Genomic DNA, 24,666 nt, shown 5'->3' with positions numbered 1-24,666 from the left:
TCTTATGAAAGAAATTCCCCTGGACCTAAAAATCGCAGATATATTACAAAAAGAAATTAAGGAAAAATATCGTGAAGGTGAAAGACTGCCTTCAGAAGCATCGCTCTGCTCTCGTTTTAAAGCCAGTAGATATGTGGTGAGAAAAGCCTTGTCCCGATTGGTTCAGATGGGCCTAATCAATTCCAGGCAGGGGGTGGGCTATTTTGTGGCGGGAAAGCCTCTTTGCATTAGATACTGTCTGACGCCCGTCTGCCGATATTCCGATATGGTAAGGGAAATGGGGCTTATTCCCGGGGCAAAATTGCTAAAAAAAGAAAGGCACCTGCCCCCCAAGGAGGTCAAAGATGCATTGGAACTGTCCGAAGGGGAAGAAGTATATAAACTGGAGATTCTCCGCTATGCCGACGGCGTACCTCTGGCATATAGCTTTACCTGGCTGCCGACCAAATTCTTCGAGGATTTTTTAAACCATACAACCCCATTTTTCTCCCTGTATGAAATAATGGAAAGAGTCTATGGTGTTCGGCCCCTAAGAATGAACTCTGTACTGCAGGCCGTATTCCCTACAGCTAAAGAAGCCCTGTACCTGGAGATTTCTTCGGGGACGCCACTTTTGCAGATAAGCAGCGTGGTTAAGGACGAAAAGTATAGGAGGGTAGAATATACAGAATCAAAGTATCGGGGTGACCTCTGCAAGGTATCAATTGATTTTAACCAGTAAGAGGGGGTGAATCTCTTGGATATAAAGGATAAATACCGAGTGCTCGCGGATGGCGATGAGGAAGTATGGGAAACGCTGGCCAAAAAAATTCTTGCCACTTCTAATGTGAACATCCTTAAGCCCCCTTCCACAAGCCTCGTCATGATGCGAGCCAGGGATTCGGCAGAGGGTATTGTTTTCAATGTGGGAGAGGTTTTAATAACCGAATGTGAAGTCGAAATAGACTCATGCAGAGGATGGGGATATGTCTTGGGAGACCGGCCCACAATAGCGCTGGCCGTGGCTATTATCGATGCGGCATTAAATGCCGCTCATCCTCTGGTGGATGAAATAGTTCAGGTCGTTAATCAGCAAAGGGAAGAGCTGGAGAAAAAGAAGCTTTTAGAATTCAGGCTGGTTAACAGGACAAAGGTTAAATTTGAAGTGATGGAGGGGTAACTGTGAGTCTCACGCTCAAGGATAACTTCAACACGGTTTTCGACAGCCAGAGAATATTTCGCATTATCCTGGACAGTATGGCGAGACCGGGAAAGATAAATTGTTTGCCACAGATTCACTTTTTAGACGGAGAATATAACTTTCCTTTTCTGATAGCCAGAACCCTCTTGGACAGTGAAGTAGGTTTTGCATGTCTGGACAAAGAAGAAACCCTTGGCCAAAGGATAAGAGATGCTACAGGAGCAAGGCTGGTGGATGTAAGTTCGGCAGAGTTTGTTTTTTGCGATGGCAGAAAAAGGCAGGAAGATTTGTACAGGACAAATCCCGGTACGCTTTTGTTTCCGGATAAGGGAGCTACTGTCGTAATGACCGTTGGGCGGCTGGGATTGCAGCGCTTGGAAGAGGATGGCGAAGAATTAAAGGAGGTTGAACTGGAAGGTCCCGGTATATGTGGGAAGACATGGGTATGTATTTCTGGTATGCACGAATATAACCTTGGGTGGCTTTTGTTGCAGAACAAAGAATATCCCAAGGGGGTTGATGCAATACTTCTTGACCTGGATGGTAGGATACTATGCCTGCCCAGAAGCATCAAAATTACCAGGAGGGTTTAAGGTTATGGGTTATGTGGCGGTTAGAGGTGGTACTGAGGCAATTGAAAACTCTGAAAAGCTGTTAAAGTATTACCGCTTGAAGGGAGGATCGCCTCCAATTCAGGTGAAGCAGATAATTGACCAGTTGCGGCTGGCAGTGGACAGGGTTATGGGAGAAGGCTCCCTGTATGCTCCAGAATACGCGGCTCTCGCCATAAAACAGGCGGAAGGGGATATCATCGAGGCGTCCTTCATATTGAGGGCGTACCGGTCGACTGTGCCGAGAAACCACTATTCCTTGCCGGTAGATACTTCAAATATGCGAATTATAAGGCGGATTTCAGCGGCCTTTAAGGATATACCTGGAGGGCAGATTCTCGGTCCTACTCGGGATTACACCCAGCGATTACTGGACTTTACCCTTGAAGATGAAACCCCGGAATCTATTAATAAATTTTTGAGCGATTTTTTAAAAGATTTGGACCTTGACCTGGGCGGGGATCCTTCTTCCTTTCCAAAGGTCGTAGATCTTTTGAGAAAGGAAGGGCTCATAGAGGAAAGACGGGAATCTTCAACAGAAGTGGTCGACATAACGAAAGAAGCTATGACATTTCCGTGCCCGAGGTCTGGGCGGCTGCAGGCTATGGCCCGGGGGGAGACTGGCGGATTGCTGGCTCTAGCCTACAGCAGTATGCGGGGGTACGGGGACATACACCCTACCGTCGGGGAACTGAGGGTGGGATACGTTCCACTGACAATACCGCATCCCGGTGGTCATGGGGAACTGTATGTAGGAGAGATACTGGTGACCGAAGCCGAAGTTATAGCAAGTTTTAAGGATAAGAAGGGGATGCCGAAGTTTACGATAGGGTACGGCCTTTGCTTCGGACATAACGAGCTCAAAGCTATATGCATGGCAGTCCTAGACAGGACCATGATGGCGGAGGAGCCGAAGGCTCCGGCTGAGGATCAGGAATTCGTGTTATACCACATCGATGGAATAGAATCTTCGGGATTTGCCAACCACTACAAGCTTCCCCACTACATAACCTTCCAGTCCGACCTGGACAGGTTGAGGTCTTCCCAAAAAAGAAAGGAGGGTCAGGGGTGTTAGATGAATACAGACGGCAGAGGGGAGTACAGAGGTACAACTTCGCCTTTTTGAACGAGCAGGCGAAGAGGGAGATAAGGCGCAAAATTTTAAAAGCCGTGGCCATACCGGGCTACCAGGTGCCATTCGGTTCCCAGGAACTGCCTATAGCAAGAGGCTGGGGAACAGGGGGCTTGCAGATAACGCTCTCTTTGCTGGGACCCGATGACGTGGTAAAAGTAATCGACCAGGGATGTGATGGCAGCGTCAACGCAGTAAACTTGAGAAAGCTCATAGTTAGGACCACCGGCATAAAAACCACCTTTAATACGCGTGAAGCTACTATCATCCAGACGAGGCACCGAATTCCCGAGGTAGAACTGACCGAAGAACAGATACTGGTTTTTCAGGTGCCAATCCCAGAAGCGCTGAGGACGATAGAAGCCAGCGAAGCCAGCACCCGCAGGATGCACGCCGAGATGGATTACGGCAGGATGTGGGTGTATCTTTATGAGGACATAGTCCGGTGGGGCGACGTGACTATTGGCGCCAGGTATCCTGTTATGGTAAACGATAGATACATCATGGACCCGTCGCCAATCCCCAGGTGGGACGTGCCTAAGCTGAACATGGCGAAAACCCTATTTTTATTCGGCGCGGGCAGGGAAAAGAGGATCTACGCCGTACCGCCCCATACAAAAGTGCTGCCCCTGGAGTTCGAAGACTACAAGTTTCATGTCGAGGATTTTTCCGGTAAAAAGTGCAGCCGGTGCGGCAGCACCGAGAGCTTTTTGATTGAAGTATTCGATGATGTCACCCGGCAAAAGGTTTACATGTGCTCCGATACAAACTATTGCGACCTGCGCGTTGCCGGCCAAAAGAGTGAAGGCATAAGGAGGTATTCACCATGAATAAAGAGCCGGAAGTCGTGCTGAGCCTGAGAAATGTCACAAAAATTTACGGAGACCCGTGCCCTTACTGCGTCGAGAAGACCGGCCCCGATTACGATACTAATATATGCCCCTGCTGCGGTTCGATAGTAGCGTGTGCAGACGTTTCCCTGGACCTTTATGCCGGGGAGATCCTGGGCATTGTGGGGGAGAGCGGATCGGGCAAGAGTACTCTCGTTCAGTGCCTGTATTTTGACCAGGAACCCACCTGGGGAGAGGCCTACCTTCGTTATTACAAAGAGGGGAAAGTAAATATCTTCGAGGAAAATTCCCAGAATAAAAGGTATATCCGTGACCACCTGATGGGGATGGTCTACCAAAATCCAAGGCAGGGCTTAAACATGCATTTTACCTGTGGAGGAAACATTGCCGAAAAGCTCCTTAACGCAGGATATTACCATATTGGCGGCGTTCGCCGCAGGGCGGCAGAACTGCTCGATAGGACTGAAGTGCCACTAGCCAGGATGGATGACCTTCCTAAGCACTTCAGTGGCGGCATGCAACAGAGGGTACAGATAGCCAAGGCCCTTGCTAACAATCCACCCATCCTGTTGTTAGATGAGGTTACGACTGGTCTTGATGTTTCGGTGCAGGCCAGGGTGCTGGACCTTATAAAGTATATCCAACGGGAACTGGGCATATCCATGCTGGTGATTTCTCATGATATTGGGGTCATACGTCTCCTGACGAGCCGTACGGCCGTAATTAAGAACGGCAGAATTGTGGAAATGGGGCTTACCGATCAGATACTGGAAGACCCCCAGCATCCCTACACCCAATTGCTGGTCAATTCCGTTCTATAGGGGGGAGATTTTTATGCAGAATATCCTGGAATTAAAAGGGTTAAGCAAGCATTTTACCATGCATATATTGAAAGGAAAGGTGATAAGGGGTTTTAACAACGTGTCGTTTTCCCTGGCAAAAGGGGAAGCCCTGGGCCTTGTCGGCCCCAGTGGCACAGGAAAATCGTCGGTGCTAAAGTGCATATACCGCACCTACATTCCTACATCGGGTAAGATCATATACAACTCTTTGAGCCTCGGCGTGATAAATCTAGCCAAGGCTTCCGATGAACAGGTCCTGGTCCTCAGAAAAAATGAGATCGGGTATGTATCACAGTTTTTAAGGGTCGTTCCACGCGTTACAGCGATAGACGTGGTGGCAGAAGGGCTGTTAAGAAAGGGAGTGCCCGAAGACGAAGCTCGGCGGATCGCAGGCGAGTACCTCACCCGCCTTGGTATTTCAAAAGAACTATGGGACGCATTTCCTTCGACCTTCAGCGGTGGAGAGCAACAGCGCCTGAATATTGCCAGGGCGGTAGTAGTAAAACCTAGACTCCTGCTTCTAGATGAGCCCACTGCATCTCTGGACTACGCTACTAAAAAACTAGTCCTGGATCTTTTGCTGGAGTTAAAAAATGAAGGGATCAGCATCATAGGCATCTTCCACGACCTGGAGGCGATGAGCAGGGTTGTGGATAAGACCTATAAAATGCCTGAACCTAGCGATGGCAAAGCAGGAGTGATCAGTCTATGAGAAGTCGGATTATAATTGCAAACGCTCAGGCGGTACTGCCAGATGAATTACTGGACAATTGCCACATCTATATCGAAAGGGGGATCATCAAGGACATAAAAACCGATTGCGCCGGCATCCATGATGACGCAGAGGTAATAGATGCTGCAGGGCGGTTCGTCCTGCCGGGACTTATCGACCTTCACAGCGATGCGATAGAAAAAGAAATAGAGCCGAGGCCGAATGCACTCTTTCCCGTCGACTTATCCTTTAGAGAGCTGGAGAAAAAGCTTGCGGGGAACGGTATAACCACCATTTTCCATTCTATATCGTTTTCCGAGGATGAATTCGGCCTTAGGTCCGTATCCATGGCTGAAAAGGTGGTGGGGCAGATCCGAAAAAACGCCGGCAACCGTTCCCTAATACGCAACAGGATCCATCTCCGGTTTGAGATAACCAATATCCATGCTGTCGACACGGTGGTATCTCTGATAAAAAATAAAATGGTGGATATGCTCTCGTTCATGGACCACACTCTCGGACAAGGCCAGTTCAAATTTAGAGAGGATTATGAAAGGTATCTTGCGGACAAATATGGCTTGAGCCGTGAGAAAATACAAAAGCTTATAGATACAAGGATGGCCATGGATAGGGATATCATGCAAGCTTTGACGTATCTGTCAACTGAAGCCTTGTCCTGCGGGATCGTATTGGCTTCCCACGATGATGATTCTTCACAAAAGGTGAAAGTTATGAAAATGCTGGGGGCTACCATCAGCGAATTTCCAGTCAACATGGAGGCCGCCAGAACTGCCTGTGAGGCAGGCATGAGGGTCTGCGTGGGTGCGCCGAACGTCCTAAGGGGTGGCTCTCTAACTGGGAATCTGCGGGCCCTAGACGCGATAAAAGAAAAAAGCGCTCACATACTTTGCTCCGACTATTACCCTGCGGCTCTCGTTCATGCCATTTTCAAGCTGGTGTCGGAGGGAGTTCCCCTTCCCGAAGCTGTAAATATGGCTTCTCTCAATCCTGCCAGGGCGGTTGGGCTTGACGGAGAGCTGGGATCTATTGAGGTCGGAAAAAAGGCGGATATCATCGTAGTGGATTTCAGCGATAATGTTCCCGTTGTTGTATCTACTATAGTGGAAGGCCATACAGTTTATAAAGTCGACTACAGAAAGGAGTATTCTATACATGGCCGTTAAGGGGTTTGGAATAAATGCAGACGCCGGCCGTTTGGACGGAAATTTAGAAGTGTTAGGGCATGACTTGGAGTATTTCCAACGGGTCGGGTTCGATTATGTGGAGATGCCGGTGCACGGGGTAGGAGCTGTCCTTAACGGTCGGTTGGTTCCAGAACAAGTGAAAAAAATACAAAGTCTTCTTAAAAGGTTTCCCTTCCGCTATACGGTCCATGCCCCCAATCCACTAAACCTTATGAATTTTGATGAAGAAAAACTGCACAGGGAGTTGTTTAAGTCAAGTATAGAATTCGCTCATGCCATCGGGGCTGAAATTCTGGTCTACCACTGCGGGAGGTATATAGCCGAGGAAGAGTTCTTGTTGCCCCACAGAAGGCATGTTATTGAGTATGAACAGCAGGAATTAATGAAACGAGCAGAGGTAGAATTGCTTCGTGAAATGGCCGATTTTGCCGGAGAGCGGGGGGTGATTATTTGTATGGAAAACGCCCGCCCGTATCTCGATGGCGGGTTTTATTGTTATGGAGAAAGACTGGACCTTTTGGTAGAGCAAGTAAGAGCCATAAACCGGAAAAATGTAGGCATTACCCTCGACCTGGGCCATGCGTTTCTGGCTGCAAGAACCTATAATTTTGACCTGCTGGAAGGGATAAAGCTGGCAAAACCTTACATAAAGCACCTTCACGTCCATGACAATTTCGGTAAGCCCAATGCTTCTTACGAGAAAAAACAGCCGGAGCTAGTTGCTACGGGCAGGGGAGACTGCCACATGCCAATAGGGTGGGGGATGATTCCTTTTAAAGAAATTTTTGCCATGCTTGATACCTATGACGGAGTTTTAATGCAGGAACTAAGGCCAAGATATATGCCTTATCTTTATGAAGCCTTGGCGTCGGCAAGGACTCTGGCCCGGGAAGTTGGCTGGATATAGGAATCGGTTAAAATTGTCATAGCCTTCCAAAAGTAAGCCTTAAAAGATTGAGCATCCCAGAATATGTTGGAGCAATTAAGCCTGCTTTTAAAGCGGGTTTTTCGCCTTCTTATGCCCCCGGAATAGGCGAAAACTATGGTGAAAGTCCACTGCGGGCGAGACGGCAAAGTCTCTCGACAAAGGTAGAGGTTAAGCCACTTAGGACAATTATCATTGCGGCACTTTAAAACAGTAAAATTCTTTCTAGTCTTATCCTTGCTGAGGACATAGCTCGCAGAAGGAGCAGCGATAAGTAGGGTGAAACTTTTTAGGTACAGGCCTAGTAAGCCCACTGGTGTTTACACACTTACACTGAAGCTTTTGAAAGCCTTCAGGATCTTTACCGAAGCTATAGAGGTAATTGGCAGGAGCGCCACAAACCGTGCACTTATCGACATCTACACTAAGCAGGTTAATACGTCTAACAGGAGAAATGGGCTTACCCTGTGCTTCAGCTTTAGCGAGGATTTTCCTGTAATCTTTTTTCTCGACGATAGGCAAAGGGTCCTTTAAAGGAAATAAGATTTTGCAACTTAAAGGTTGGAGGTCAGCTGGGGGTTCGATATCGACTTTAAAATGCTTAGCAGCGAACAGAGAGATTTTCAGCAAGAAATTTAATAAGGAAGCAAAGAGGAAAAAGGGTAGTGGTTGTAGAAACATTGATTATGGGTTCCCTCCTTTTGGTTGATGGTGATTGTTTTTGGCAACTACTACCTATGACACCATATGACACCAAGGGGAGGGAATCCTCCTTTTTTCCGAAAAACATTTAGTTTCAATGGTTTTAGGCCAGCAGGCACATGAATTTAAGGCCTTAATTTGACATTGCAGTTAACGTTTAAGAGGAAGGATAGATAAAAAAGAAGTATCGCGTTAAAATATACGGTTTCATCGAGAATAATGTTTTTTATTCTTTCGTGTTTTTATATGCCAACAATAGCTTACTCCAAAAGTTATAATTAATGGAATTGAACTTAAAATTGACGTAAAATTGTCAATAGTAAGACTTTAGTTCTTTTAGGAGGCATTTTTAAAGCACTGGGTGCTATAGTTTCTGAGAATGGTAATACAGAAACTATTATCGTGCAAAAAAAATAGAACAACTATCAAGCTGACGATAGAGCAAAAGTACTGCTTTTAAAAGTTATCCTAATAAATGAAAGAAAGCAGAGATTTATGAAAATTAAATTATCCCTGTCTAAAAAGACCTATTTTTAAATTTAGTCACTTTTGGGTGGCTTTTTTAATGTGATTTTATAAAAATATGCTGCAAGTTTTTAGAATCGGTGCTAATATTTATTTGAGCCATTTTTCATTCCTGATGAGTTTAATCTTTACTTTCTATGACAATCCGAGGATGGAAGAGGCTCGCCACTTTTCTTACAATATAACAAAAAATATGTAGGCGCTTGCAAAACTAAGCTACCATAAAAAACTAAAAAAGTCCCTCTACCTGTCCGGGTCACAAATTTGACAGATTATGGAATATATTTTGTTCTAGTTTTAAAGCTCATTTATAAAAAGCAAAAGACACCCCCTAAGCTTGATTGCAACTTTAAGCAACAAGCCACCGAAGTGACCTTACCTTGTCATGTTTTTTCGCTCTTAATGCGACTAAAGCCACTACATTCTGAGCAATTGCAGCTAACACAAGCTCACAATAAACCCTTCGAAAATCAGTCACAGTAAGACGGCCGAGCATTAATGGAAGTTTTAATCTAGAGACCGACTGTTCCACAGCAATACGTTGCGAATAAATTTTTCCCACAACTTTGAATTTCTTGGAATAGGGGTATTTCTACGGTAATTATCCTCGGGATAAGTGTATACCATTCGGCCACTTTTGGAATTAGTGCAGGGGTTAGGGCAAGTGCAGATGTAACCGCTTTTTCCTCGTTTAGTCAAAGGACATACCCATTTAATCCGATTTCTAGACTTACAAAATCCAGCGTATTTGAACTTTAAACCGGGATTTTTAGGACACAAAGGGACACCTTCTGAATCTGAATCAGGTTTAGGCAAATCTTTGGTATTGCGAGGATTAAGGTTTATTACTGGTTTTAGCTTACATTCTTCTACCAAATATCGATAATTTTCGGTGCTATCGAAGCCAGCATCGGCGGTGAAATATTCATAACGAGAGATATCATGATGAAGGTGGAAATCTTCCAGAATAGGCTTTAAAGTAACAGAATCCTTTTGGCCTTCGAAGAGCATAACGTTTCGGACGAGACCGAGTCCGTTAGTGAGGACTGCAGCGGTATAAGCATAAGCGAAATGGCCATTGGTATACATGAGTTTAGCTTTAGGTACAGCTTTAGAGTGTTTAGGCATCTGAGCGAGAGTTGCTATGTAAATCTCGTGTTCAGGTTTTTCAGGAGATCCCTTCTCGACCTGGTTTTTCAAGGAATAAAAAAACTTAGGGTTATTCTCCTTTACGGGGACTTCTAGGCCGGTTGTATCCAGGACGCACAAAATTCTCTTAGAGGCTAAGATAATTCAAGGAAGGAAACCAGTAGTTCGACTGTAGGGATGGAGAATATCTTTTTGGAGAATATCTTTTGGATGATTAATGCGGCAAGCATAGATGATAAAGGGTATGGTGGGCGGCCAGTAGATTTATATTAAGCCAGCTTTACATCTAGAGGGATAAATTCTTCGATGTCGATGTAATCGCTGAGCATCTTTAATTTATTGTTGCTGGTTGCTATCTAGAAGTCATTGCATAGATTGTTTTTCAAAATGAAATATTCTTCGTGGAGTGGAGGGACCCTTCTTGTAAGAGGTAAAAACCCCTAATTTTTCAATAGATTTGGGGTTTTACGATAACCTAAATATAACAAAAACTATGAGCTAGGAGGTAAATTGCTTTAAATGAAAAGATTTAATCTACAGACACAAAAATATTATTGTTGACATAGGTTCATAATTATAATATAATAAAACCAGAAGGTTATGAACAAATGACCATAACAAGGAAGGAGAGAAAAAGTGCCGAGACCACCAAAGTGGCGAAGAGTAGAGTTTTTGCCCGAAATAACATATTTCAAACCTGCGGGAGTGCCGCTCAGAGAGCTGGAAGAAGTTATCCTGACGGTGGAAGAACTGGAGGCCATTCGATTAAAGGATCTGGAGGGTCTTGAGCAGGAAGAATGTTCCGAGAGGATGGGTATTTCAAGACCCACATTCTTCCGGATAATAAATTCGGCCCGCAGTAAAATAGCAGATGCTCTTGTAAAAGGAAAGGCTATCAGAATAGAAGGAGGGAAATATCAGTTTTCACCTGGCAGAAATAGGTGGGGGTGGTGTCATGGCCACCGGCAGGAAGGTTTTTTTGATTGCCAGGATTAGTTCTGGCAAAAGGTGGTGAATTAAATGAAGCAAGTAGCTGTAAAAAATATAGAAGAAAAAGGGTTGCGTTGGACACCTCAGCGCCAGGCTATAATCTCGGCCATTGCAAACAGTGAAAAGAAACACCTTTCGGCAGAAGAGATATACCTCCTTACGAAAAAGACAATGCCTTCAATAGGTTTGGCGACTGTGTACCGTACATTAGAGCTATTTTGCGCGATGGGTATACTGCAGAAATTGAATTTGCAAGATGCTGCAAGATATGAGTTGCTGCAAAAAGAGGAAAATGCTCATTGCCATTATTTGTGCCTTGGATGCGGAAAGATTTTCGAGGTACCGCTGCAAGAAGAATTGCCATTGCCAAGTACAAAAAATGATGAGAGCCTCGAGGATTTTACAGTGGTGAACAGCTCTTGCTGGCATTTTGGATATTGTAGGAATTGTAAATTACGCAAGGAAAATAAAACTTAAATTGGGAAGGGTGTTTATTATGGAGCAAAACAAAATAGAAAACACTCAGAAAAGTCGGGAGAAAGCTGCCGATACCGGTACGGGCATAGAAAAAATTCCCGCAAGCGAACTTAACCGTATAAAAAACGTGATAGCCATCATGAGCGGAAAGGGTGGAGTGGGCAAATCCACTATAACGGGGCTCATGGCTGTAAGCTTGCAGAGAAAAGGCTATAAAGTGGGCATTCTGGATGCCGATATTACCGGCCCGAGCATACCGAGGATGTTCGGGGTAAAAAAACGCCCCGAGAATATTGAATTTGGTCTGATTCCGCCCGAAAGCTCAACGGGAATTCGTATAATGTCTTTAAATCTTTTGCTGGACAATGAGGATGACCCTGTGATATGGCGAGGTCCCCTCATCGCCAGCGCGGTAAAGCAATTCTGGACCGATGTGATATGGGGAGATTTGGATTTTCTACTCATCGACCTTCCTCCCGGTACTGGTGATGCGCCGCTTACTGTCATGCAATCTCTACCGGTTGATGCATTAGTGATCGTCTCTTCACCTCAGGACCTTGTAATGATGGTAGTGAAAAAGGCCATAAAAATGAGTAGAATTATGGGCGTACCCGTATTGGGCCTGGTGGAAAATTATAGTTACCTGGTTTGTCCCAAATGCGGCGAAAAGATAAGGATATTCGGCGAAAGTCGTGGAAAGGAAGCAGCAGAGCAGGTGCAGATTCCATATTTAGGTTCCCTGCCGATAGATTACAAGCTTGCGGAATTGTGTGACAGAGGCGAAATTGAAATGTATGACAGTGATGAAATAAAAAGAATTGAAGACTGGGTGAAAGATCTAGAGCGTCTTAATAAGAAATAAAGCACTTATTTTTAGAGAGTTTAAAATCACCGAAAGGAGGTGAAAACATGCCAAGAGGCGACGGAACGGGCCCCTGGGGACTTGGCCCAAAGACCGGCAGAGCCGCAGGTTTCTGTGCAGGCTTTCCTGTCCCGGGCTTCATGAATCCCGTTGGAAGGGGATTCTGGGGCAGGAGGTTCTGGCGCAGGGCTTTTGGCCTGGGACCTGGTGCTTTCGGGGCCGGCAGGGGTTGGAGACATTGGTATTATGCGACTGGGCTGCCTTTCTGGGCAAGGCAATTCTATCCTTTTGATCCCGTTGCAGCACGTCCCGCTGCGGAAGATGCACAAAAGTACGAAGCAGAAATTCTTTCCCAGGAGGCTAGATTATTGAAGGAAGAGCTAAAAGCAATAGAAGAAAGACTTGAACAGCTCAAAAAGGCAAAAAAAGAAGACATTGATGAAAAAGGTCAGGAAGAGTAATAAATAGTATCATCCGCAGGGGTAGGCTCTCTGCCCGCCCCTGCCAGGCTTTTATTTTTAAAGCGACAAATTAATTATACTACACACCATCTAAAAAGAAAACATATTGATTAAAAACATGAAGTGAGGGATTAAAAGTGAGGATTGCGATTACATCGACGGGCAGCAATTTGGATTCTATGATAGACGAAAGATTCGGGCGCTGCAGGTTTTTCATCATTATCAACCCTGAGAGTAAAGAATATGAAGCTGTGGAAAACATATATGCAGGCGATGCCCATGGCGCAGGTGTACAGGTAGCTCAGTTTATTGTAGATAAAGGTGTTTCCGCACTAATAACGGGGAATGTAGGCCCCAATGCCCTGAGGGTATTAAAAGAATCGGGGATAGAAGTGTACGCAGCAAGTTCCGTGAGTGTTAAGGAAGCCTTTGAAAATTACATTAAAGGTAAGCTGACTAAAATTTCTAACCCCACAACGCCATCTCGACATAATTAAATAATATTCGGATTGGAGGAATTTTATTATGAAGATAGCAATAGCTACTGACGGTAATATGGTGTCGCCCCATTTTGGACACTGTTCCCAGTATACCATATATGATGTGGATGAAAAACAGCGAAAAATAAATTCAAAATTAGTAATTGAAAACCCTGGCCACCAGCCCGGATTCCTGCCGGGGTATTTGGCAAAGTTAGGAATAAACTGCATTATAGCCGGTGGCATGGGGCCAAGGGCTAAGGAACTATTCGCTCAAAATAACATAGCGACAATAACCGGTGTATCCGGCAAGGTGGACGATGTAATAAAGGAGTATCTCAATGGGAATATTACAGACAGTGGCAATCTGTGCGACCACGGCGACGGGCACGGTGGGCATTGTGACCATTAGGGTCAAAAATGGTTTTTTCTTTTGGCGGTGAAACTATGATAGTTGCAATTGCTAGCGGCAAAGGCGGTACCGGCAAGACCACGATAGCCGTTAATCTTGCCCTCTCATTAAAAGATAAGATGCAGGTGGCGCTACTGGATTGCGATGTGGAAGAGCCCAATGCCCACCTTTTTCTTTTGCCCGAATTCAAAGAGAAAGAGCCTGTTACCCTGCCGGTTCCTGCAATAGACCAGGAGAAATGTACTCAGTGCGGAATCTGCACCAGGGCATGCGCTTATCACGCTCTGGCCCGGGTGGGCAAAAGAGTCCTGGTTTTTGAAGAACTGTGTCACGGCTGCGGGGGATGCGGGCTTCTCTGTCCGGCCGGAGCCATCACGGAAATTCATAAAGAAATAGGACTTGTAAAGCGGGGGACTGCCAGGGGCATAGAATTTATTCAAGGCACAATGAACATTGGAACAGCTTTGGCCCCACCCGTCATAAGAAAGGTTAAAAGCCGGATTCCAAAGGACAAACTAACTATTATCGATTCGCCGCCAGGTACATCCTGCCCTATGATTAGTGCGGTATACGGTGCAGATTACTGCGTGCTGGTAACCGAACCCACACCTTTCGGATTAAGCGACCTGAAACTGGCCGTAGAGGTTGTCAGGGAACTTGGGATTCCTTTCGGTGTCGTGATAAATAGGGCTGATATGGGAGATTGTGAAGTTGAAAAATATCTGCAGGAGCAGAGCATTCCCCTGCTTATGAAGATACCCTTTGACCGGCGGTATGCAGCCTGCTACGCCCGTGGTGGACTGCTCGTGGAAGAATTTCCTAAGCTTAAGTCATCATTTGAGACCTTATGGAAGGCCATAGAAAGGCGGGTAGAGGTATGAAGGAAATAGTTGTATTAAGTGGCAAGGGAGGAACAGGGAAAACAACATTGACGGCCTCACTGGCGGCATTGGCAAAAAATGCTGTTTTGGCCGACTGTGATGTGGATGCTCCCGACCTCTACCTGCTTTTAAAACCCGAAATAAGGGAAACCTTCGAATTCTGGGGAAGCCAGAAGGCAAAGATAAACAAAAATAAATGCAAAGAATGCGGCAAATGTGAAGAAGCTTGCCGTTTTGGTGCTATTGAAAATTTTAAAGTAAACGCCATTTTATGTGAAGGGTGTAGAGTATGTTATAATTTATGCCCTCAAAAGGCTATCGATATGGAGGAAACCCTTTCGGGTCACTGGTATATTTCGGATACTAAATACGGGCCGATAGTCCATGCTAGATTGGGAATAGCGGAGGAAAATTCGGGCAAATTGGTTTCGGTGGTAAAAAAGGCAGCCCGAGAAATAGCAGAAAGAGGAAGGTATGAGTATATAATTACGGATGGTCCGCCAGGCATTGGATGCCCGGTAATTTCTTCTCTTTCCGGAGCAGATATGGCACTTATTGTAACGGAACCTACTGCTGCGGGATTGCACGACCTTGAAAGGGTGTTGAAGCTGGCGGAAAATTTTAAAGTGGCTATTAAGGTGGTAATAAACAAATTCGACCTTGCTCAAGAAAAAAGCAAAGAAATAGAGCAATACTGTATCAATGAAGGCATTGAGGTGATAGGGAAAATCCCCTTTGATGAAGAAATCGTAAGGGCCGTATCAAAGGGTGTTCCGCCGGTTGAATACTCTTCTGGACCGGCTGCGGAGGCCTTAAAAGATGTAGGAGAAGGAATTTTCACCTAAGAAAATGGCGGAACTGGCCAATCCGCGTTCAATTGAGCCTTTCCAATCCCTTATGTTAGTTTTTTGGCAGCTTTATTCTAGACAGAGGGATAGGAAGGCTCAACTTTTTTTGTGTGATTATTACGATTATATGGACATAATTCTAGCCAGAGGTTGCAAAGTAAGGTAAAATATATTAAGAAATTACGAGAAATTAAATGGAAAAGGGGGATTTTGCATTTTGCTACAAATAAAATCTCTTTATCTTGAGATTCAAAACGGTACGGAAAGTGTTGAAATATTGAAAGATATAAATTTAACTCTGCAAAGAGGTAAATTTTACGCAATTACCGGTCCCAATGGAGGAGGGAAGACTTCTCTTGCAAAGACTATAATGGGTATATATAGAAGTAACAAAGGCGCTATAATTTTAGATGGAGAAGATATTACTCCTTTCAATATAACCGAAAGGGCGAATAGGGGGATAAGCTATGCTTTCCAGAATCCTGCAAGGTTTAAGGGGCTTTCTGTAAGAGATATTTTAAAAGTTGCTTCACGGGAAGGGGATGAAAGCGATTTTAAGAGGTTATTAAAAGCTGTTGGACTTTGTCCTGAAGAATATTTGGAAAGGCAATGCGATTCGAGCCTTTCAGGAGGAGAAATAAAAAGGATAGAACTGGCTTCTGTCCTTTTAAAACCCTCAAAGGTTGTGATATATGATGAACCCGAAGCAGGAGTTGATTTATGGAGTTTTGAAGGTATTTTGCAGTTGATAAAAAACCACCATAACCAAGATATAATAACAATTGTAATCACACATCATGAAAGGGTGTTGTCCGTAGCAGATGAAATTATTCTGATGTCTGATGGCGAGATAAAGGAAATGGGAGAAAGGGAAAGAATGCTTGAGCTTTTAAAATATAAATTCCGCTGTGAGTCTTGGGAAGACTGCGAGGGAGGTGAAAAAGGTGGATTTAGATGCTTTAGATCGTGAACTTTTAAAAACTATAGCAGATTTTCATGGAATATCTATGGGAGCTTTTAACATTAGAAAAGACGGAAAAAGCGTTGAAAGAAAATCGACAAAAAATATAATTATAGAGCCTAAAGTGGATAAATCAGGTATAAATATCGTTATTGCACCTAATACCAAAAATGAAGTCGTGCATTTTCCTGTGCTTTTAACATTGTCGGGTATTACCGACGTGGTTTACAACACTATAGAAGTTGGAGAAAACTCAGATGTAGTGCTAATCGCAGGCTGTGGGATTCACAATCCAGGTTCTAAAAAATCGCAGCACGATGGTCTCCATGAAATAACAGTAAAAAAAGGAGCGAAAATAAGGTATATAGAAAAGCATTACGGCGGTGGTGAAGGCAAAGGGGAAAGGGTTTTAAACCCAAAAACGGTCTTAACAATGGAAGAAGACTCTGTTGTAGAAATGGAGTTAACTCAGATTAAAGGGGTAGATAGCACGGTAAGAATCACTGATGCTGTCGTCAAAAAGGGAGCGAAGCTTGTGGTTACTGAAAGACTTTTGACGCACGGCGATCAGGAAGCAATTTCAAAAATGAATATTATTCTCGAAGGTGATGGTGCGAGTGCTGAGGTGATTTCAAGGTCTGTTGCCAAAGAGAATTCAAAGCAAGTTTTTAAGCCGGAGATTGTAGCGAAGGCCAAATCTAAAGGTCATATTGTATGTGACTCAATAATCATGGAAAACGGCAAGATAAGTTCTTCACCGGCAATATCAGCAGAAAATCCGGATGCCGAGCTTACCCATGAAGCTGCAATAGGTAAGATAGCCCAGGATCAACTGTTAAAGCTTATGACTTTAGGACTTTCTGAAAATGAAGCTGTTGATGTGATATTGAGAGGCTTTTTAAAATGAACTCGTTCAGAACAAAAGAGGTGATAATTATGTTTATAAATTTGGACAGGGAAGGCACTGTAGAAGGGTTGCAGTACCTGTTAGAACAGGCAGATGATGATGAGAATACATTGGGAGTCCTCATCCTGGCTTGTGATGCAAATGCTTTTACCCCTGAAAAAGTTGATGAGATTTTGAAACAGTATAAAAAACCAGTATTTGGGGGGATTTTCCCTCAAATTTTATTTAATAAGGAAGTACTTGAGAAGGGAACGATTGTTGCTGGTATTAGTCAACCAGTAAGCACTGTGGTGATTAAAGATATCGGTGATATATCTATTGATCTAGACGCAATCATAGAAAATGCTTTTGAATGGCAATCTCTTGAAAATAAAACGATATTTGTGTTTGTGGACGGACTTAGCCAATATATATCCCCACTGATAGACAGCATGTTTAATTGTTGGGGACTTATCCCAAATTATATTGGTGGTGGTGCTGGTTCACTGTCATTTGAAAGGAAGCCCTGCGTTTTTACCGGGGAAGGATTATTAGAAGATGCGGCAGTTTTGGCCCTGGCAGATATAAAAAGCGGAATAGGGGTTGCCCATGGCTGGAAGCCTGTGGCAGGTCCACTGAAAGTAACGGAAGCAGACCGCAACATAATAATTTCGCTGAACTGGCGTCCGGCATTTGAAGTATATCGGGAAATGGTGGAAAAAATATCCGGGAAATCTTTTGACAATACTGGTTTCTTCCAACTGGCGAAAGGATTTCCCATCGGGATTGTAAGAATGGCAGAAGAAATGGTGGTTCGAGATCCTATTTCGTTGGATGGTAACAGGTTGATTTGTGTCGGAGAAGTTCCATTGAATTCTTTTGTGTATATATTAAAAGGGGATAAAGATTCCTTGATTGCTGCTGCAGTCAAAGCTCGCCTATTGGCCGAAGACTGTTATTTGAAAACACTCAGTGAAAAAAAAGAAAAATCACTAACTACCTTTTTTATGGACTGCGTTTCTAGGGTTTTCTTTCTCCAGTCTGATTTTAATGAAGAACTGGAAGCGGTATATGCAGGATATCCGCTTCTGGGGGCGTTGACTATAGGAGAGATTGCTAATACGGGAAAAGATTATCTTGAATTTTATAATAAGACTTCAGTCATCGGATTGTTGGAGGATTAAAAATGGATTATACGATATGGAGTCAAATTTTGCTCGAATTAGCTCTTTCTGTCAGCGGTGAGCAGGAACTCGACAAGCTGGTGAAAAAGGCCGCATCTGCATTTTTGAAAAAACTGAACTGCACTCATGTCAGTGTTTTACAATACAAAAATAATCGTTTAGAAACTTCCTATGTGGTGCCGCGGATAGTCCTTAAAAATCCTGTTTATCATGAGCTTATTGAAGAATTTGAAAGAAAATTGTTACAAGAAGAGGAGAAAAACATTATAGTAATAAAAAAGGGTTTAAATTACTATGGGTTCCCACTGAGAAACTTTGGACTGCTCATATTGGGGAGGAACGTTCCTATTGAAGAAATGTTTCTAAAAGAGCTTCTACCTATTACTAATATGCTGGCACAAAACTGTTTTGCTAATCTTGATGCTGCTATGAAACGCCAAGCTATAGAGGCCGAATTGAAAAAGGAACGTCATTTACTGAGAGTAATTATAGACACCATACCCGATTTGATTTTTTACAAAGACCAAAACGGAGTTTATAAATTAGCAAATGAAGCCGCGAGAAAGTTCCTATCTCTTTTACCGGAAGAAATAAATGGGCGTACTGACTGGGATATTTATAGTGAAGCTGAAGCAAGCAAACACAAGGAAATTGATTATAAGGTTATGGAATCAGGCAGCGTTCAGCGCTTTGAAGAGTTGATTAAACGTCATGATGGCACTTTGGTTCCTTTTGAAACAATTAAGGTTCCTGTTTATGATGCGAAAGGCAGTTGCATAGGTATAGTTGCTGTTTCAAGAGACATCACACGGCACAAACGTTATGAAGAACAGTTGAAATACTTGAGTTTTCACGATCAGGTTACCGGCCTTTACAACCGCAGGTTTTTGGAAGAAGAGATAAAGAGGCTTGACACGCCAAGGCAGTTGCCTATATCCGTAATCATGTGCGACCTCGATGGCCTGAAGCTGGTTAATGACGTATTTGGGCACCAGGAGGGTGACAGACTGCTGATAAAGGCTGCAGAAATCATTAGAGAGTCCTGCCGCAAGGAGGACCTTATTGCCCGGTGGGGTGGGGACGAATTCCTTATCCTTTTGCCTAAGACCGATATAAAAACGGCTGAGGAAATTACCCGGCGGATCAAAGAAAAATGCAATTCCCAGAAGGGCGGGCCTATACAGGTGAGCATCGCACTTGGCTATGCCACAAAAAGCAGAGCCGAAGAAAACATCTGGCAGGTAATGAAAGAAGCCGAGGACTGGATGTACCGCAATAAGCTTTTGCATGCCAAAAGCTACAGAAATGCCGTTATATCCTCCCTGAAGACTACCCTTTTAGAAAAGAGCATAGAAACGGAAGAACACGCAGAACGGTTGAAAGAAATGTGCAGAAAAATCGGGGAGAGTATGGGCCTAAAACCCCAACAACTGGACGAACTGGAACTTCTGGCGATACTCCATGACATCGGTAAGGTGGCGATTAAGGAAAGCATATTGACGAAGTCAGGGCCTTTAACCGAGGAAGAATGGGTGGAAATGAGAAAACACCCTGAAACAGGGTACAGGATAGCCCGGACGATGCCGGAACTGGCCCCTATTGCCGAATACATCCTTTCTCATCACGAGCGCTGGGACGGCAAAGGTTATCCCCAGGGGTTGAAGGGTAAAGAAATCCCATTGTTATCAAGAATTTTGGCGGTTGCTGATGCCTTTGATGCCATGACAAATGACAGGCCATACCGGAAGGCAATGAGCAGGGAGGAAGCAATAGCTGAAATAAAAAGAAATGCGGGAACACAGTTTGACCCGGAGGTAGTGAGAGCTTTTATTCAAATTGCCATGACAGGAGAAGAGGCTTTGTGATATCGTAGTTTAGGTATTAAGGCACCTGCGCTGGTGATACAGGCTTTTACTCTTCCGCAGCTTATTACGGCTTCAGCGCTATTTCGCCAAGGCATAAAAATTGTGAAATGCAAGAGGTTTTCTAGATGAATGATTTTAAAACAGCTTCATGATAAACAAATTAGAGGGTGATCTGCATTATGGAAAGAATTTCCGTGTCAAGAGTTTGTAGGTAAAAATTTTTTCCATAGCTTACTCGTATGAAGCCCATTTGCGAGTCGGGGAGTCGTTTAAGTCCAAATAATCGGGGGCTAACACACATGACTTAATGGATGAGCGAAGAGGAAAAAGGGAGTTATTGTCGAACATATTTTACTAAAAAGACTTTTAAAGCAGCAAGTCTAAACTAAAAAAAATGGGTGAGATAAATGAAGATAACCTTTTGCGGTGCCTCAAAAATGGTGACAGGTTCCTGTTATTATATTGAAACAGATAGAAGAAAATTTTTAGTGGACTGCGGAATGTTTCAAGGTAAGATGAGCGAATTAAATTTTGAGCCTTTCCCTTTCGAACCCGCTGACTTGGACTTCGTAATAATTACTCATTCACATATTGATCATATAGGGAGACTGCCTCTGCTGTTTAAAAAAGGTTTTAATGGCAGTATATTTGTCACTTCTGCAACCGCTGATTTAATGGAGATAATGTTAAAGGATAGTGCTCATATCCAGGAGTTAGAAAGCAAATGGCAAAATAAAAAAAGGCAAAGAAAAGGACTGGTACCGGTAAAACCACTGTACACTGTTGAAGATACCTTGAGAATACCGGAATATATAATTAAGTGCTCCTACGGCAAGTGGATAGAAATTGATGAAAATATTTGTATTATGTTTAAAGATGCGGGACATTTGCTGGGTTCTTCGATAGTAATTATAAAGATAAGAGAAAAAAACGACGAAGTGCTTATAACTTTTTCCGGAGATTTAGGAAATAATAATATGCCGATAATCAGGGACTATGAATACGTCAATTATAGCGATTATTTAATAATAGAATCAACTTACGGTGATAGGTTGCATGGTAATAAGACCGAAGAAATCAAAAAATTGTATGATATTATTATTAATACAGTGAAAAAGGGAGGAAACGTAATTATTCCAGCGTTTTCTGTAGGAAGGGCTCAAGAGATTTTATATTTGCTGAATTATTATATAGACATAGAAAAGAGAAAAGAACTCTCTAATATAGAAATTTATTTGGATAGCCCTCTTGCCAAGGAAGCCCTTGAAATTTATGAAAAACATAAAGAATGCTATGACGAAGAAGCTATTAATCTATTGGGCAAAGACTTTGATTTATTAAGATTCAACAATTTATACACAATTTCCAGTGCAGAAGAATCTATCGCATTAAACGATAAAAATGGTGTTGTAATTATCTCATCCAGCGGTATGTGCGAAGCTGGTAGAATAAAACATCACTTAAAACACAACATCTGGAAGGATGCCACATCTATAGTGTTCGTAGGTTACCAGGCTGAAGGAACTCTCGGGAGAAAAATTCTGGATAATGCAAAAAAGGTGAAAATATTCGGCGAGGAAATGGTAGTTAAAGCAAAAATTTACAATCTCCCAGGTCTCTCTGGTCATGCGGATATTGAAGGACTTATAAACTGGGTAAAAAATATAAAAAATGGCGTTTCAAGAAGAATATTTATAGTTCACGGAGAAGAGAAAGCCTCGGAAAATTTTAAAAAAGAAATAGGAAAATTGATGAATACTGGCGTGCATATACCCGAACTTTTTGAAAAAGTTGAGCTATAATTATCTACATCTTAATATCCCTTTCCAGTTGTTTTCTATATACTCCAGCGCCCTCTTTACCACATCTTTCAAAAGGGCCTATATCATCGTGGAGCAAGGATGGGGCTCAAGATATGGCCTAGTTAAGGGAAGTAAAGGTGAGTGGATTATAATTAAGGGAAAAAAATAATCAAGCAGCGTTATGAAGGATTAAGGCCTGTAAAATTACCGAAAGAGGTTATATATAAAGCGAAGCAGCGGATAAATAAGCTCAATGAAAGGTATGGGAAAGTAACGGAACTGCCCGTATTATTGAACAATAAGACATTTACGAGCATGGCAAACCTTTGACTAACCTGAATTATAACGTTACTCAAAGCAGGAACAGTGACAAAGGGGACAGCGGGGAATTCGGTGCATTTTTAAATTTTCTCTTAATGCTTCCGAATGCTGGAGGGTTGTTAACGACATAGTAATTGAAGCTTGGGTGGATGAGTACGCGTAGATAGACCATATAGTGATGGGACCGCCGGGGATATTTTTGGTGGAAACAAAAGCCTGGGAAGGGGTATATATAGGTTTTAACGACCGTTGGAAAAGAAAAGAAGGGGATAAGTGGGTGCTGTGCAAAAGCCCTACCCAACAAAATAAATACCATAAGATTGCATTTACAAAATGGTTAAAAGGGCTGAATCTTGATGTAAAGATGATTCCCGAAGACGCGATAATTCCAGTTGTTATGATGACAAAGTGCAAATGGCTGAAAACCAAGGATTGCTCAATGCCTATATTTAAAAGCGGGTTGGAATTGAGTTTATATATGCGAACCATGATGAAAAAGGGAGAAAGGCTTACTTGCGAACAAATAGAGGCGGGACCGCAGGCTATCGAAGAAGCGGAACCGGTAGCGATGAAATATAAAGTTGAAGAGATAGAGGTCAAAAAAATTAAGGAAAGGAAGGAATGCATAAGGGTAAAAGGGAGGAGAGAAAAAGAGGAACAAATAAGGCAGCTTTATGTTTATATAGGTGAAATGGTAAGCGAGGTGTATAAAGATAAGCTTGCCGAGGGCTGGTGGTATTTTACAAAACTTTTAAAAATATAAGCCCTGGGTAGTCCTTACGGGCAATCCCAGGGCCTTATTGTCTTTAGCTAGAAAATAGCCTCGGCTATCAAAATTAATATTAACGAAACACCCCATCCGATAGTAGTAGGTATGGACCATGTTAGTGTTTGTTCCTTAACGTTTTCTATCCCTAAAAGCCTATTAACTACCCAGAAAAAGCTGTCGTTAAAGTAAGAAAATATCATAGCACCGAGTGTGGCGGCCTGGGCTGCTATTAAAGGATTTACAGAGAGATTTGCCAGGATGGGTGCTGTAATCGATGCAGAAGTAATCATAGCGACTGTACCGCTTCCTTGCATAAGACGAACCAGTGTTGCTACAAAAAACGGCAGCAGTACCGGTGGCATGGGCGTGCTCGCGATGAGATTTGCAATGTAGTTTCCGGCCCCGCTATCTCTCAATACCTGCCCCAGAGCTCCTCCTGCACCGGTCACTAGAATTATTATGCCTGCGGAACTTACCCCTTCTTCCATCCGTTTTATCACTTCGTCTCTGGTAAGTTTAGGCGTTAAGCCGTATATTGCTATTATAAGTCCGATTCCCACTGCGATTACCGGGTTGCCTAAAAATATAAGATACTGGGCCCAGGGTTGATTTAATTTGAGTGCTGACAGGACGGTGTTGAAAATTATTAGTATTACAGGCACAACGATCGGGGCAAATGACATGAAGGTTGAGGGAAGGTCGGACCTTTCTTCTATGGGTATATCCACCTGCTTGGAAGGTTGAAACTCGGGGCGTTCCCAACCGCTGCCATCCTCTTTGGGAACTTGATATATTCTTTTCCCGAGCCATTGGGCATAAAGCACTCCTGCTACAGTTACCGGAATCGCGAATAAAAGGCCAGCCAAAATCATCTTGCCTACATCGACCTTAAAAATTCCCGCCACCGCTAAAGGACCCGGAGTTGGCGGAACCGCGTGGTGGGTAGCCACTAGACCAATAGCCAGAGCCACACCGAGGGTCAGCACGGACTTTCGAGTTTTCATGGAAAGGGCCTTTGCCAAAGGAGAAAGAATAACAAAGCCAGAATCACAGAAGATAGGGATAGAAACCATATATCCGGTGGCCGCTAATGCCCATTCTTCTTTCCCTTTGCCTAGGTATTTTAAAAAAGTGTAGGCCATGCGCTCGGCTGCACCGGATACTTCCAGCAGTCTTCCCATCATAACGCCAAAGCCAATGACTATACCTATGCTGCTTAGAGTATTGCCAAAGCCGGTGGTTATAGATTTTGCCACATTTACGTCACTTACGGCTGGCGGCATACCGCCGATCAAACCCGTTAATGATGCTGCAATGATGAGGGCGGGGAAGGCGTGGATTTTTGTCTTTAATATGAGGAAAACCAAGACGGCGACACCGATAATGAGACCCAGTATCATCTGAATTCCAGAAACGCCGTTCATTAAATTCACCCTCCTGTTTACTATTTACCTTTGTTTTTTAACCAAAAAAGCATAGTCCCCCGCAACCTTTATGGCTTCTTCCATGCTTACTGAACTTGCAATTCCCTTTCCGGCGATATCGAAGGCTGTGCCGTGGTCAACCGAAGTCCTTATAAACGGAAGGCCGATGGTTACGCTTACGGTTCTCTCAAAATCCAGCATTTTAGCGGC

At 43.5% G+C, this 24,666-nt stretch carries 28 protein-coding genes and 1 pseudogene; 24 read left to right on the top strand and 5 right to left on the bottom strand.

Features of this window, described 5'->3' with window-relative positions:
* The first annotated feature begins 4 nt into the window (after positions 1–4).
* The 9 genes from BUB66_RS09740 to BUB66_RS09700 are packed head-to-tail and all read left to right on the top strand — an operon-like array spanning position 5 to position 7,440.
* Positions 5–721, top strand: coding sequence for a GntR family transcriptional regulator (locus tag BUB66_RS09740; protein WP_073258013.1), 717 nt, complete (start codon positions 5–7; stop codon positions 719–721).
* 15 nt (positions 722–736) lie between these two features.
* Complete coding sequence (gene phnG / locus BUB66_RS09735; protein WP_073258011.1) at positions 737–1,159, top strand: phosphonate C-P lyase system protein PhnG; 423 nt, start codon at positions 737–739, stop codon at positions 1,157–1,159.
* A gap of 2 nt (positions 1,160–1,161) precedes the next feature.
* Positions 1,162–1,773: a phosphonate C-P lyase system protein PhnH gene (gene phnH, locus BUB66_RS09730; RefSeq protein WP_073258009.1), complete on the top strand. Its 612-nt coding sequence runs from the start codon at positions 1,162–1,164 to the stop codon at positions 1,771–1,773.
* Positions 1,700–2,866 (top strand): carbon-phosphorus lyase complex subunit PhnI, encoded by a 1,167-nt coding sequence (locus BUB66_RS09725; RefSeq protein WP_244269825.1) that lies wholly within the window; start codon positions 1,700–1,702, stop codon positions 2,864–2,866. The genes phnH and BUB66_RS09725 overlap by 74 nt, the downstream gene beginning before the upstream one ends.
* A complete protein-coding gene (locus tag BUB66_RS09720) occupies positions 2,860–3,753 on the top strand; it encodes an alpha-D-ribose 1-methylphosphonate 5-phosphate C-P-lyase PhnJ (protein ID WP_073258005.1) in 894 nt (297 codons plus the stop codon). The genes BUB66_RS09725 and BUB66_RS09720 overlap by 7 nt, the downstream gene beginning before the upstream one ends.
* Positions 3,750–4,595 (top strand): ATP-binding cassette domain-containing protein, encoded by an 846-nt coding sequence (locus BUB66_RS09715; RefSeq protein ID WP_073258003.1) that lies wholly within the window; start codon positions 3,750–3,752, stop codon positions 4,593–4,595. The genes BUB66_RS09720 and BUB66_RS09715 overlap by 4 nt, the downstream gene beginning before the upstream one ends.
* A 13-nt stretch (positions 4,596–4,608) precedes the next feature.
* Positions 4,609–5,328, top strand: a complete 720-nt coding sequence (gene phnL / locus BUB66_RS09710) for a phosphonate C-P lyase system protein PhnL (protein ID WP_073258001.1) — start codon at positions 4,609–4,611, stop codon at positions 5,326–5,328.
* Entirely contained in the window at positions 5,325–6,512 is a 1,188-nt protein-coding gene (gene phnM, locus BUB66_RS09705) for a phosphonate metabolism protein PhnM (RefSeq protein ID WP_073257999.1), read from the top strand. Before phnL ends, phnM begins: the two co-directional genes overlap by 4 nt.
* Complete coding sequence (locus BUB66_RS09700; protein WP_073257997.1) at positions 6,502–7,440, top strand: sugar phosphate isomerase/epimerase family protein; 939 nt, start codon at positions 6,502–6,504, stop codon at positions 7,438–7,440. Before phnM ends, BUB66_RS09700 begins: the two co-directional genes overlap by 11 nt.
* A gap of 188 nt (positions 7,441–7,628) precedes the next feature.
* Here the strand turns inward: BUB66_RS09700 and BUB66_RS12765 are convergent.
* From BUB66_RS12765 to BUB66_RS12760, 3 genes and pseudogenes are all read right to left on the bottom strand, one after another.
* Positions 7,629–8,139 (bottom strand): annotated as a pseudogene (locus BUB66_RS12765) (DDE-type integrase/transposase/recombinase); the annotation flags it as partial.
* 895 nt (positions 8,140–9,034) lie between these two features.
* Positions 9,035–9,217, bottom strand: coding sequence for a hypothetical protein (locus BUB66_RS12390; RefSeq protein WP_198409432.1), 183 nt, complete (start codon positions 9,215–9,217; stop codon positions 9,035–9,037).
* On the bottom strand, positions 9,193–9,774 hold the full coding sequence (locus tag BUB66_RS12760; RefSeq protein ID WP_425291879.1) for a transposase: 582 nt from the start codon (positions 9,772–9,774) through the stop codon (positions 9,193–9,195). The genes BUB66_RS12390 and BUB66_RS12760 overlap by 25 nt, the downstream gene beginning before the upstream one ends.
* Here BUB66_RS12760 and BUB66_RS12540 point away from each other — a divergent pair.
* From BUB66_RS12540 to BUB66_RS09620, 15 genes are all read left to right on the top strand, one after another.
* Positions 9,679–9,930: a hypothetical protein gene (locus BUB66_RS12540; protein WP_244269824.1), complete on the top strand. Its 252-nt coding sequence runs from the start codon at positions 9,679–9,681 to the stop codon at positions 9,928–9,930. The genes BUB66_RS12760 and BUB66_RS12540 overlap by 96 nt on opposite strands.
* Before the next feature lie 540 nt (positions 9,931–10,470).
* Complete coding sequence (locus tag BUB66_RS09685; protein WP_073257993.1) at positions 10,471–10,830, top strand: DUF134 domain-containing protein; 360 nt, start codon at positions 10,471–10,473, stop codon at positions 10,828–10,830.
* A gap of 24 nt (positions 10,831–10,854) precedes the next feature.
* Positions 10,855–11,301 (top strand): Fur family transcriptional regulator, encoded by a 447-nt coding sequence (locus BUB66_RS09680; RefSeq protein ID WP_073257991.1) that lies wholly within the window; start codon positions 10,855–10,857, stop codon positions 11,299–11,301.
* A 19-nt stretch (positions 11,302–11,320) separates the two neighbouring features.
* Positions 11,321–12,163 carry an Mrp/NBP35 family ATP-binding protein gene (locus BUB66_RS09675; RefSeq protein ID WP_073258066.1) on the top strand — a complete coding sequence of 281 codons (843 nt, stop codon included), beginning with the start codon at positions 11,321–11,323 and terminating at the stop codon, positions 12,161–12,163.
* 47 nt (positions 12,164–12,210) lie between these two features.
* Entirely contained in the window at positions 12,211–12,624 is a 414-nt protein-coding gene (locus BUB66_RS09670; RefSeq protein ID WP_073257989.1) for a DUF5320 domain-containing protein, read from the top strand.
* 137 nt (positions 12,625–12,761) lie between these two features.
* Positions 12,762–13,121 carry a NifB/NifX family molybdenum-iron cluster-binding protein gene (locus tag BUB66_RS09665; RefSeq protein WP_073257987.1) on the top strand — a complete coding sequence of 120 codons (360 nt, stop codon included), beginning with the start codon at positions 12,762–12,764 and terminating at the stop codon, positions 13,119–13,121.
* Between the two features lie 28 nt (positions 13,122–13,149).
* The gene (locus BUB66_RS09660) at positions 13,150–13,515 is read left to right on the top strand and encodes a NifB/NifX family molybdenum-iron cluster-binding protein (protein ID WP_073257985.1); all 366 of its coding nucleotides are present in this window, start codon (positions 13,150–13,152) and stop codon (positions 13,513–13,515) included.
* 8 nt (positions 13,516–13,523) lie between these two features.
* Complete coding sequence (locus BUB66_RS09655) at positions 13,524–14,396, top strand: ATP-binding protein (protein WP_244269823.1); 873 nt, start codon at positions 13,524–13,526, stop codon at positions 14,394–14,396.
* Positions 14,393–15,241 (top strand): ATP-binding protein, encoded by an 849-nt coding sequence (locus BUB66_RS09650; protein WP_073257983.1) that lies wholly within the window; start codon positions 14,393–14,395, stop codon positions 15,239–15,241. Before BUB66_RS09655 ends, BUB66_RS09650 begins: the two co-directional genes overlap by 4 nt.
* Positions 15,242–15,461: 220 nt before the next feature.
* Positions 15,462–16,214, top strand: coding sequence for an ABC transporter ATP-binding protein (locus tag BUB66_RS09645; protein ID WP_073257981.1), 753 nt, complete (start codon positions 15,462–15,464; stop codon positions 16,212–16,214).
* A gap of 37 nt (positions 16,215–16,251) precedes the next feature.
* Positions 16,252–17,112: a SufB/SufD family protein gene (locus tag BUB66_RS09640; RefSeq protein WP_073258062.1), complete on the top strand. Its 861-nt coding sequence runs from the start codon at positions 16,252–16,254 to the stop codon at positions 17,110–17,112.
* Positions 17,113–17,141: 29 nt separating this feature from the next.
* Entirely contained in the window at positions 17,142–18,275 is a 1,134-nt protein-coding gene (locus tag BUB66_RS09635) for an FIST signal transduction protein (RefSeq protein ID WP_073258060.1), read from the top strand.
* A 2-nt stretch (positions 18,276–18,277) separates the two neighbouring features.
* Positions 18,278–20,140: a diguanylate cyclase gene (locus BUB66_RS09630; protein WP_084098976.1), complete on the top strand. Its 1,863-nt coding sequence runs from the start codon at positions 18,278–18,280 to the stop codon at positions 20,138–20,140.
* 407 nt (positions 20,141–20,547) lie between these two features.
* A complete protein-coding gene (locus BUB66_RS09625) occupies positions 20,548–21,942 on the top strand; it encodes an MBL fold metallo-hydrolase RNA specificity domain-containing protein (protein ID WP_073257979.1) in 1,395 nt (464 codons plus the stop codon).
* 496 nt (positions 21,943–22,438) lie between these two features.
* Positions 22,439–23,026, top strand: a complete 588-nt coding sequence (locus BUB66_RS09620) for an NERD domain-containing protein (RefSeq protein WP_143156267.1) — start codon at positions 22,439–22,441, stop codon at positions 23,024–23,026.
* A 47-nt stretch (positions 23,027–23,073) separates the two neighbouring features.
* Here BUB66_RS09620 and BUB66_RS09615 read toward each other — a convergent pair whose 3' ends face one another.
* The gene (locus BUB66_RS09615; RefSeq protein WP_073257975.1) at positions 23,074–24,456 is read right to left on the bottom strand and encodes a GntP family permease; all 1,383 of its coding nucleotides are present in this window, start codon (positions 24,454–24,456) and stop codon (positions 23,074–23,076) included.
* Positions 24,457–24,480: 24 nt separating this feature from the next.
* A partial coding sequence (locus BUB66_RS09610; RefSeq protein ID WP_188092895.1) for a 4-hydroxythreonine-4-phosphate dehydrogenase PdxA occupies positions 24,481–24,666 on the bottom strand: 186 nt, incomplete at its 5' end.

This window comes from Caldanaerovirga acetigignens, assembly GCF_900142995.1.
Lineage (GTDB): Bacteria > Bacillota > Thermosediminibacteria > Thermosediminibacterales > Thermosediminibacteraceae > Fervidicola > Fervidicola acetigignens.
Note: the sequence above shows the minus strand (reverse complement) of the source record. Positions and strands in the feature narration are given on the sequence as shown.

What these genes read in the sequence shown, in the direction of transcription:
- BUB66_RS09675 (WP_073258066.1), top strand. Translation starts at nt 11,321, where the DNA reads ATGGAGCAAAACAAAATAGAAAACACTCAGAAAAGTCGGGAGAAAGCT.
- phnL (WP_073258001.1), top strand. Translation starts at nt 4,609, where the DNA reads ATGCAGAATATCCTGGAATTAAAAGGGTTAAGCAAGCATTTTACCATG.
- BUB66_RS09650 (WP_073257983.1), top strand. Translation starts at nt 14,393, where the DNA reads ATGAAGGAAATAGTTGTATTAAGTGGCAAGGGAGGAACAGGGAAAACA.
- BUB66_RS09640 (WP_073258062.1), top strand. Translation starts at nt 16,252, where the DNA reads ATGGGAGCTTTTAACATTAGAAAAGACGGAAAAAGCGTTGAAAGAAAA.
- BUB66_RS12760 (WP_425291879.1), bottom strand. Translation starts at nt 9,774, where the DNA reads ATGTATACCAATGGCCATTTCGCTTATGCTTATACCGCTGCAGTCCTC.
- BUB66_RS09655 (WP_244269823.1), top strand. Translation starts at nt 13,524, where the DNA reads ATGGTTTTTTCTTTTGGCGGTGAAACTATGATAGTTGCAATTGCTAGC.
- BUB66_RS09700 (WP_073257997.1), top strand. Translation starts at nt 6,502, where the DNA reads ATGGCCGTTAAGGGGTTTGGAATAAATGCAGACGCCGGCCGTTTGGAC.
- BUB66_RS09630 (WP_084098976.1), top strand. Translation starts at nt 18,278, where the DNA reads ATGGATTATACGATATGGAGTCAAATTTTGCTCGAATTAGCTCTTTCT.
- BUB66_RS09740 (WP_073258013.1), top strand. Translation starts at nt 5, where the DNA reads ATGAAAGAAATTCCCCTGGACCTAAAAATCGCAGATATATTACAAAAA.
- BUB66_RS09625 (WP_073257979.1), top strand. Translation starts at nt 20,548, where the DNA reads ATGAAGATAACCTTTTGCGGTGCCTCAAAAATGGTGACAGGTTCCTGT.
- phnM (WP_073257999.1), top strand. Translation starts at nt 5,325, where the DNA reads ATGAGAAGTCGGATTATAATTGCAAACGCTCAGGCGGTACTGCCAGAT.
- BUB66_RS09635 (WP_073258060.1), top strand. Translation starts at nt 17,142, where the DNA reads ATGTTTATAAATTTGGACAGGGAAGGCACTGTAGAAGGGTTGCAGTAC.
- BUB66_RS09715 (WP_073258003.1), top strand. Translation starts at nt 3,750, where the DNA reads ATGAATAAAGAGCCGGAAGTCGTGCTGAGCCTGAGAAATGTCACAAAA.
- BUB66_RS09670 (WP_073257989.1), top strand. Translation starts at nt 12,211, where the DNA reads ATGCCAAGAGGCGACGGAACGGGCCCCTGGGGACTTGGCCCAAAGACC.
- BUB66_RS09660 (WP_073257985.1), top strand. Translation starts at nt 13,150, where the DNA reads ATGAAGATAGCAATAGCTACTGACGGTAATATGGTGTCGCCCCATTTT.
- BUB66_RS09615 (WP_073257975.1), bottom strand. Translation starts at nt 24,456, where the DNA reads ATGAACGGCGTTTCTGGAATTCAGATGATACTGGGTCTCATTATCGGT.
- BUB66_RS09680 (WP_073257991.1), top strand. Translation starts at nt 10,855, where the DNA reads ATGAAGCAAGTAGCTGTAAAAAATATAGAAGAAAAAGGGTTGCGTTGG.
- BUB66_RS09725 (WP_244269825.1), top strand. Translation starts at nt 1,700, where the DNA reads ATGCAATACTTCTTGACCTGGATGGTAGGATACTATGCCTGCCCAGAA.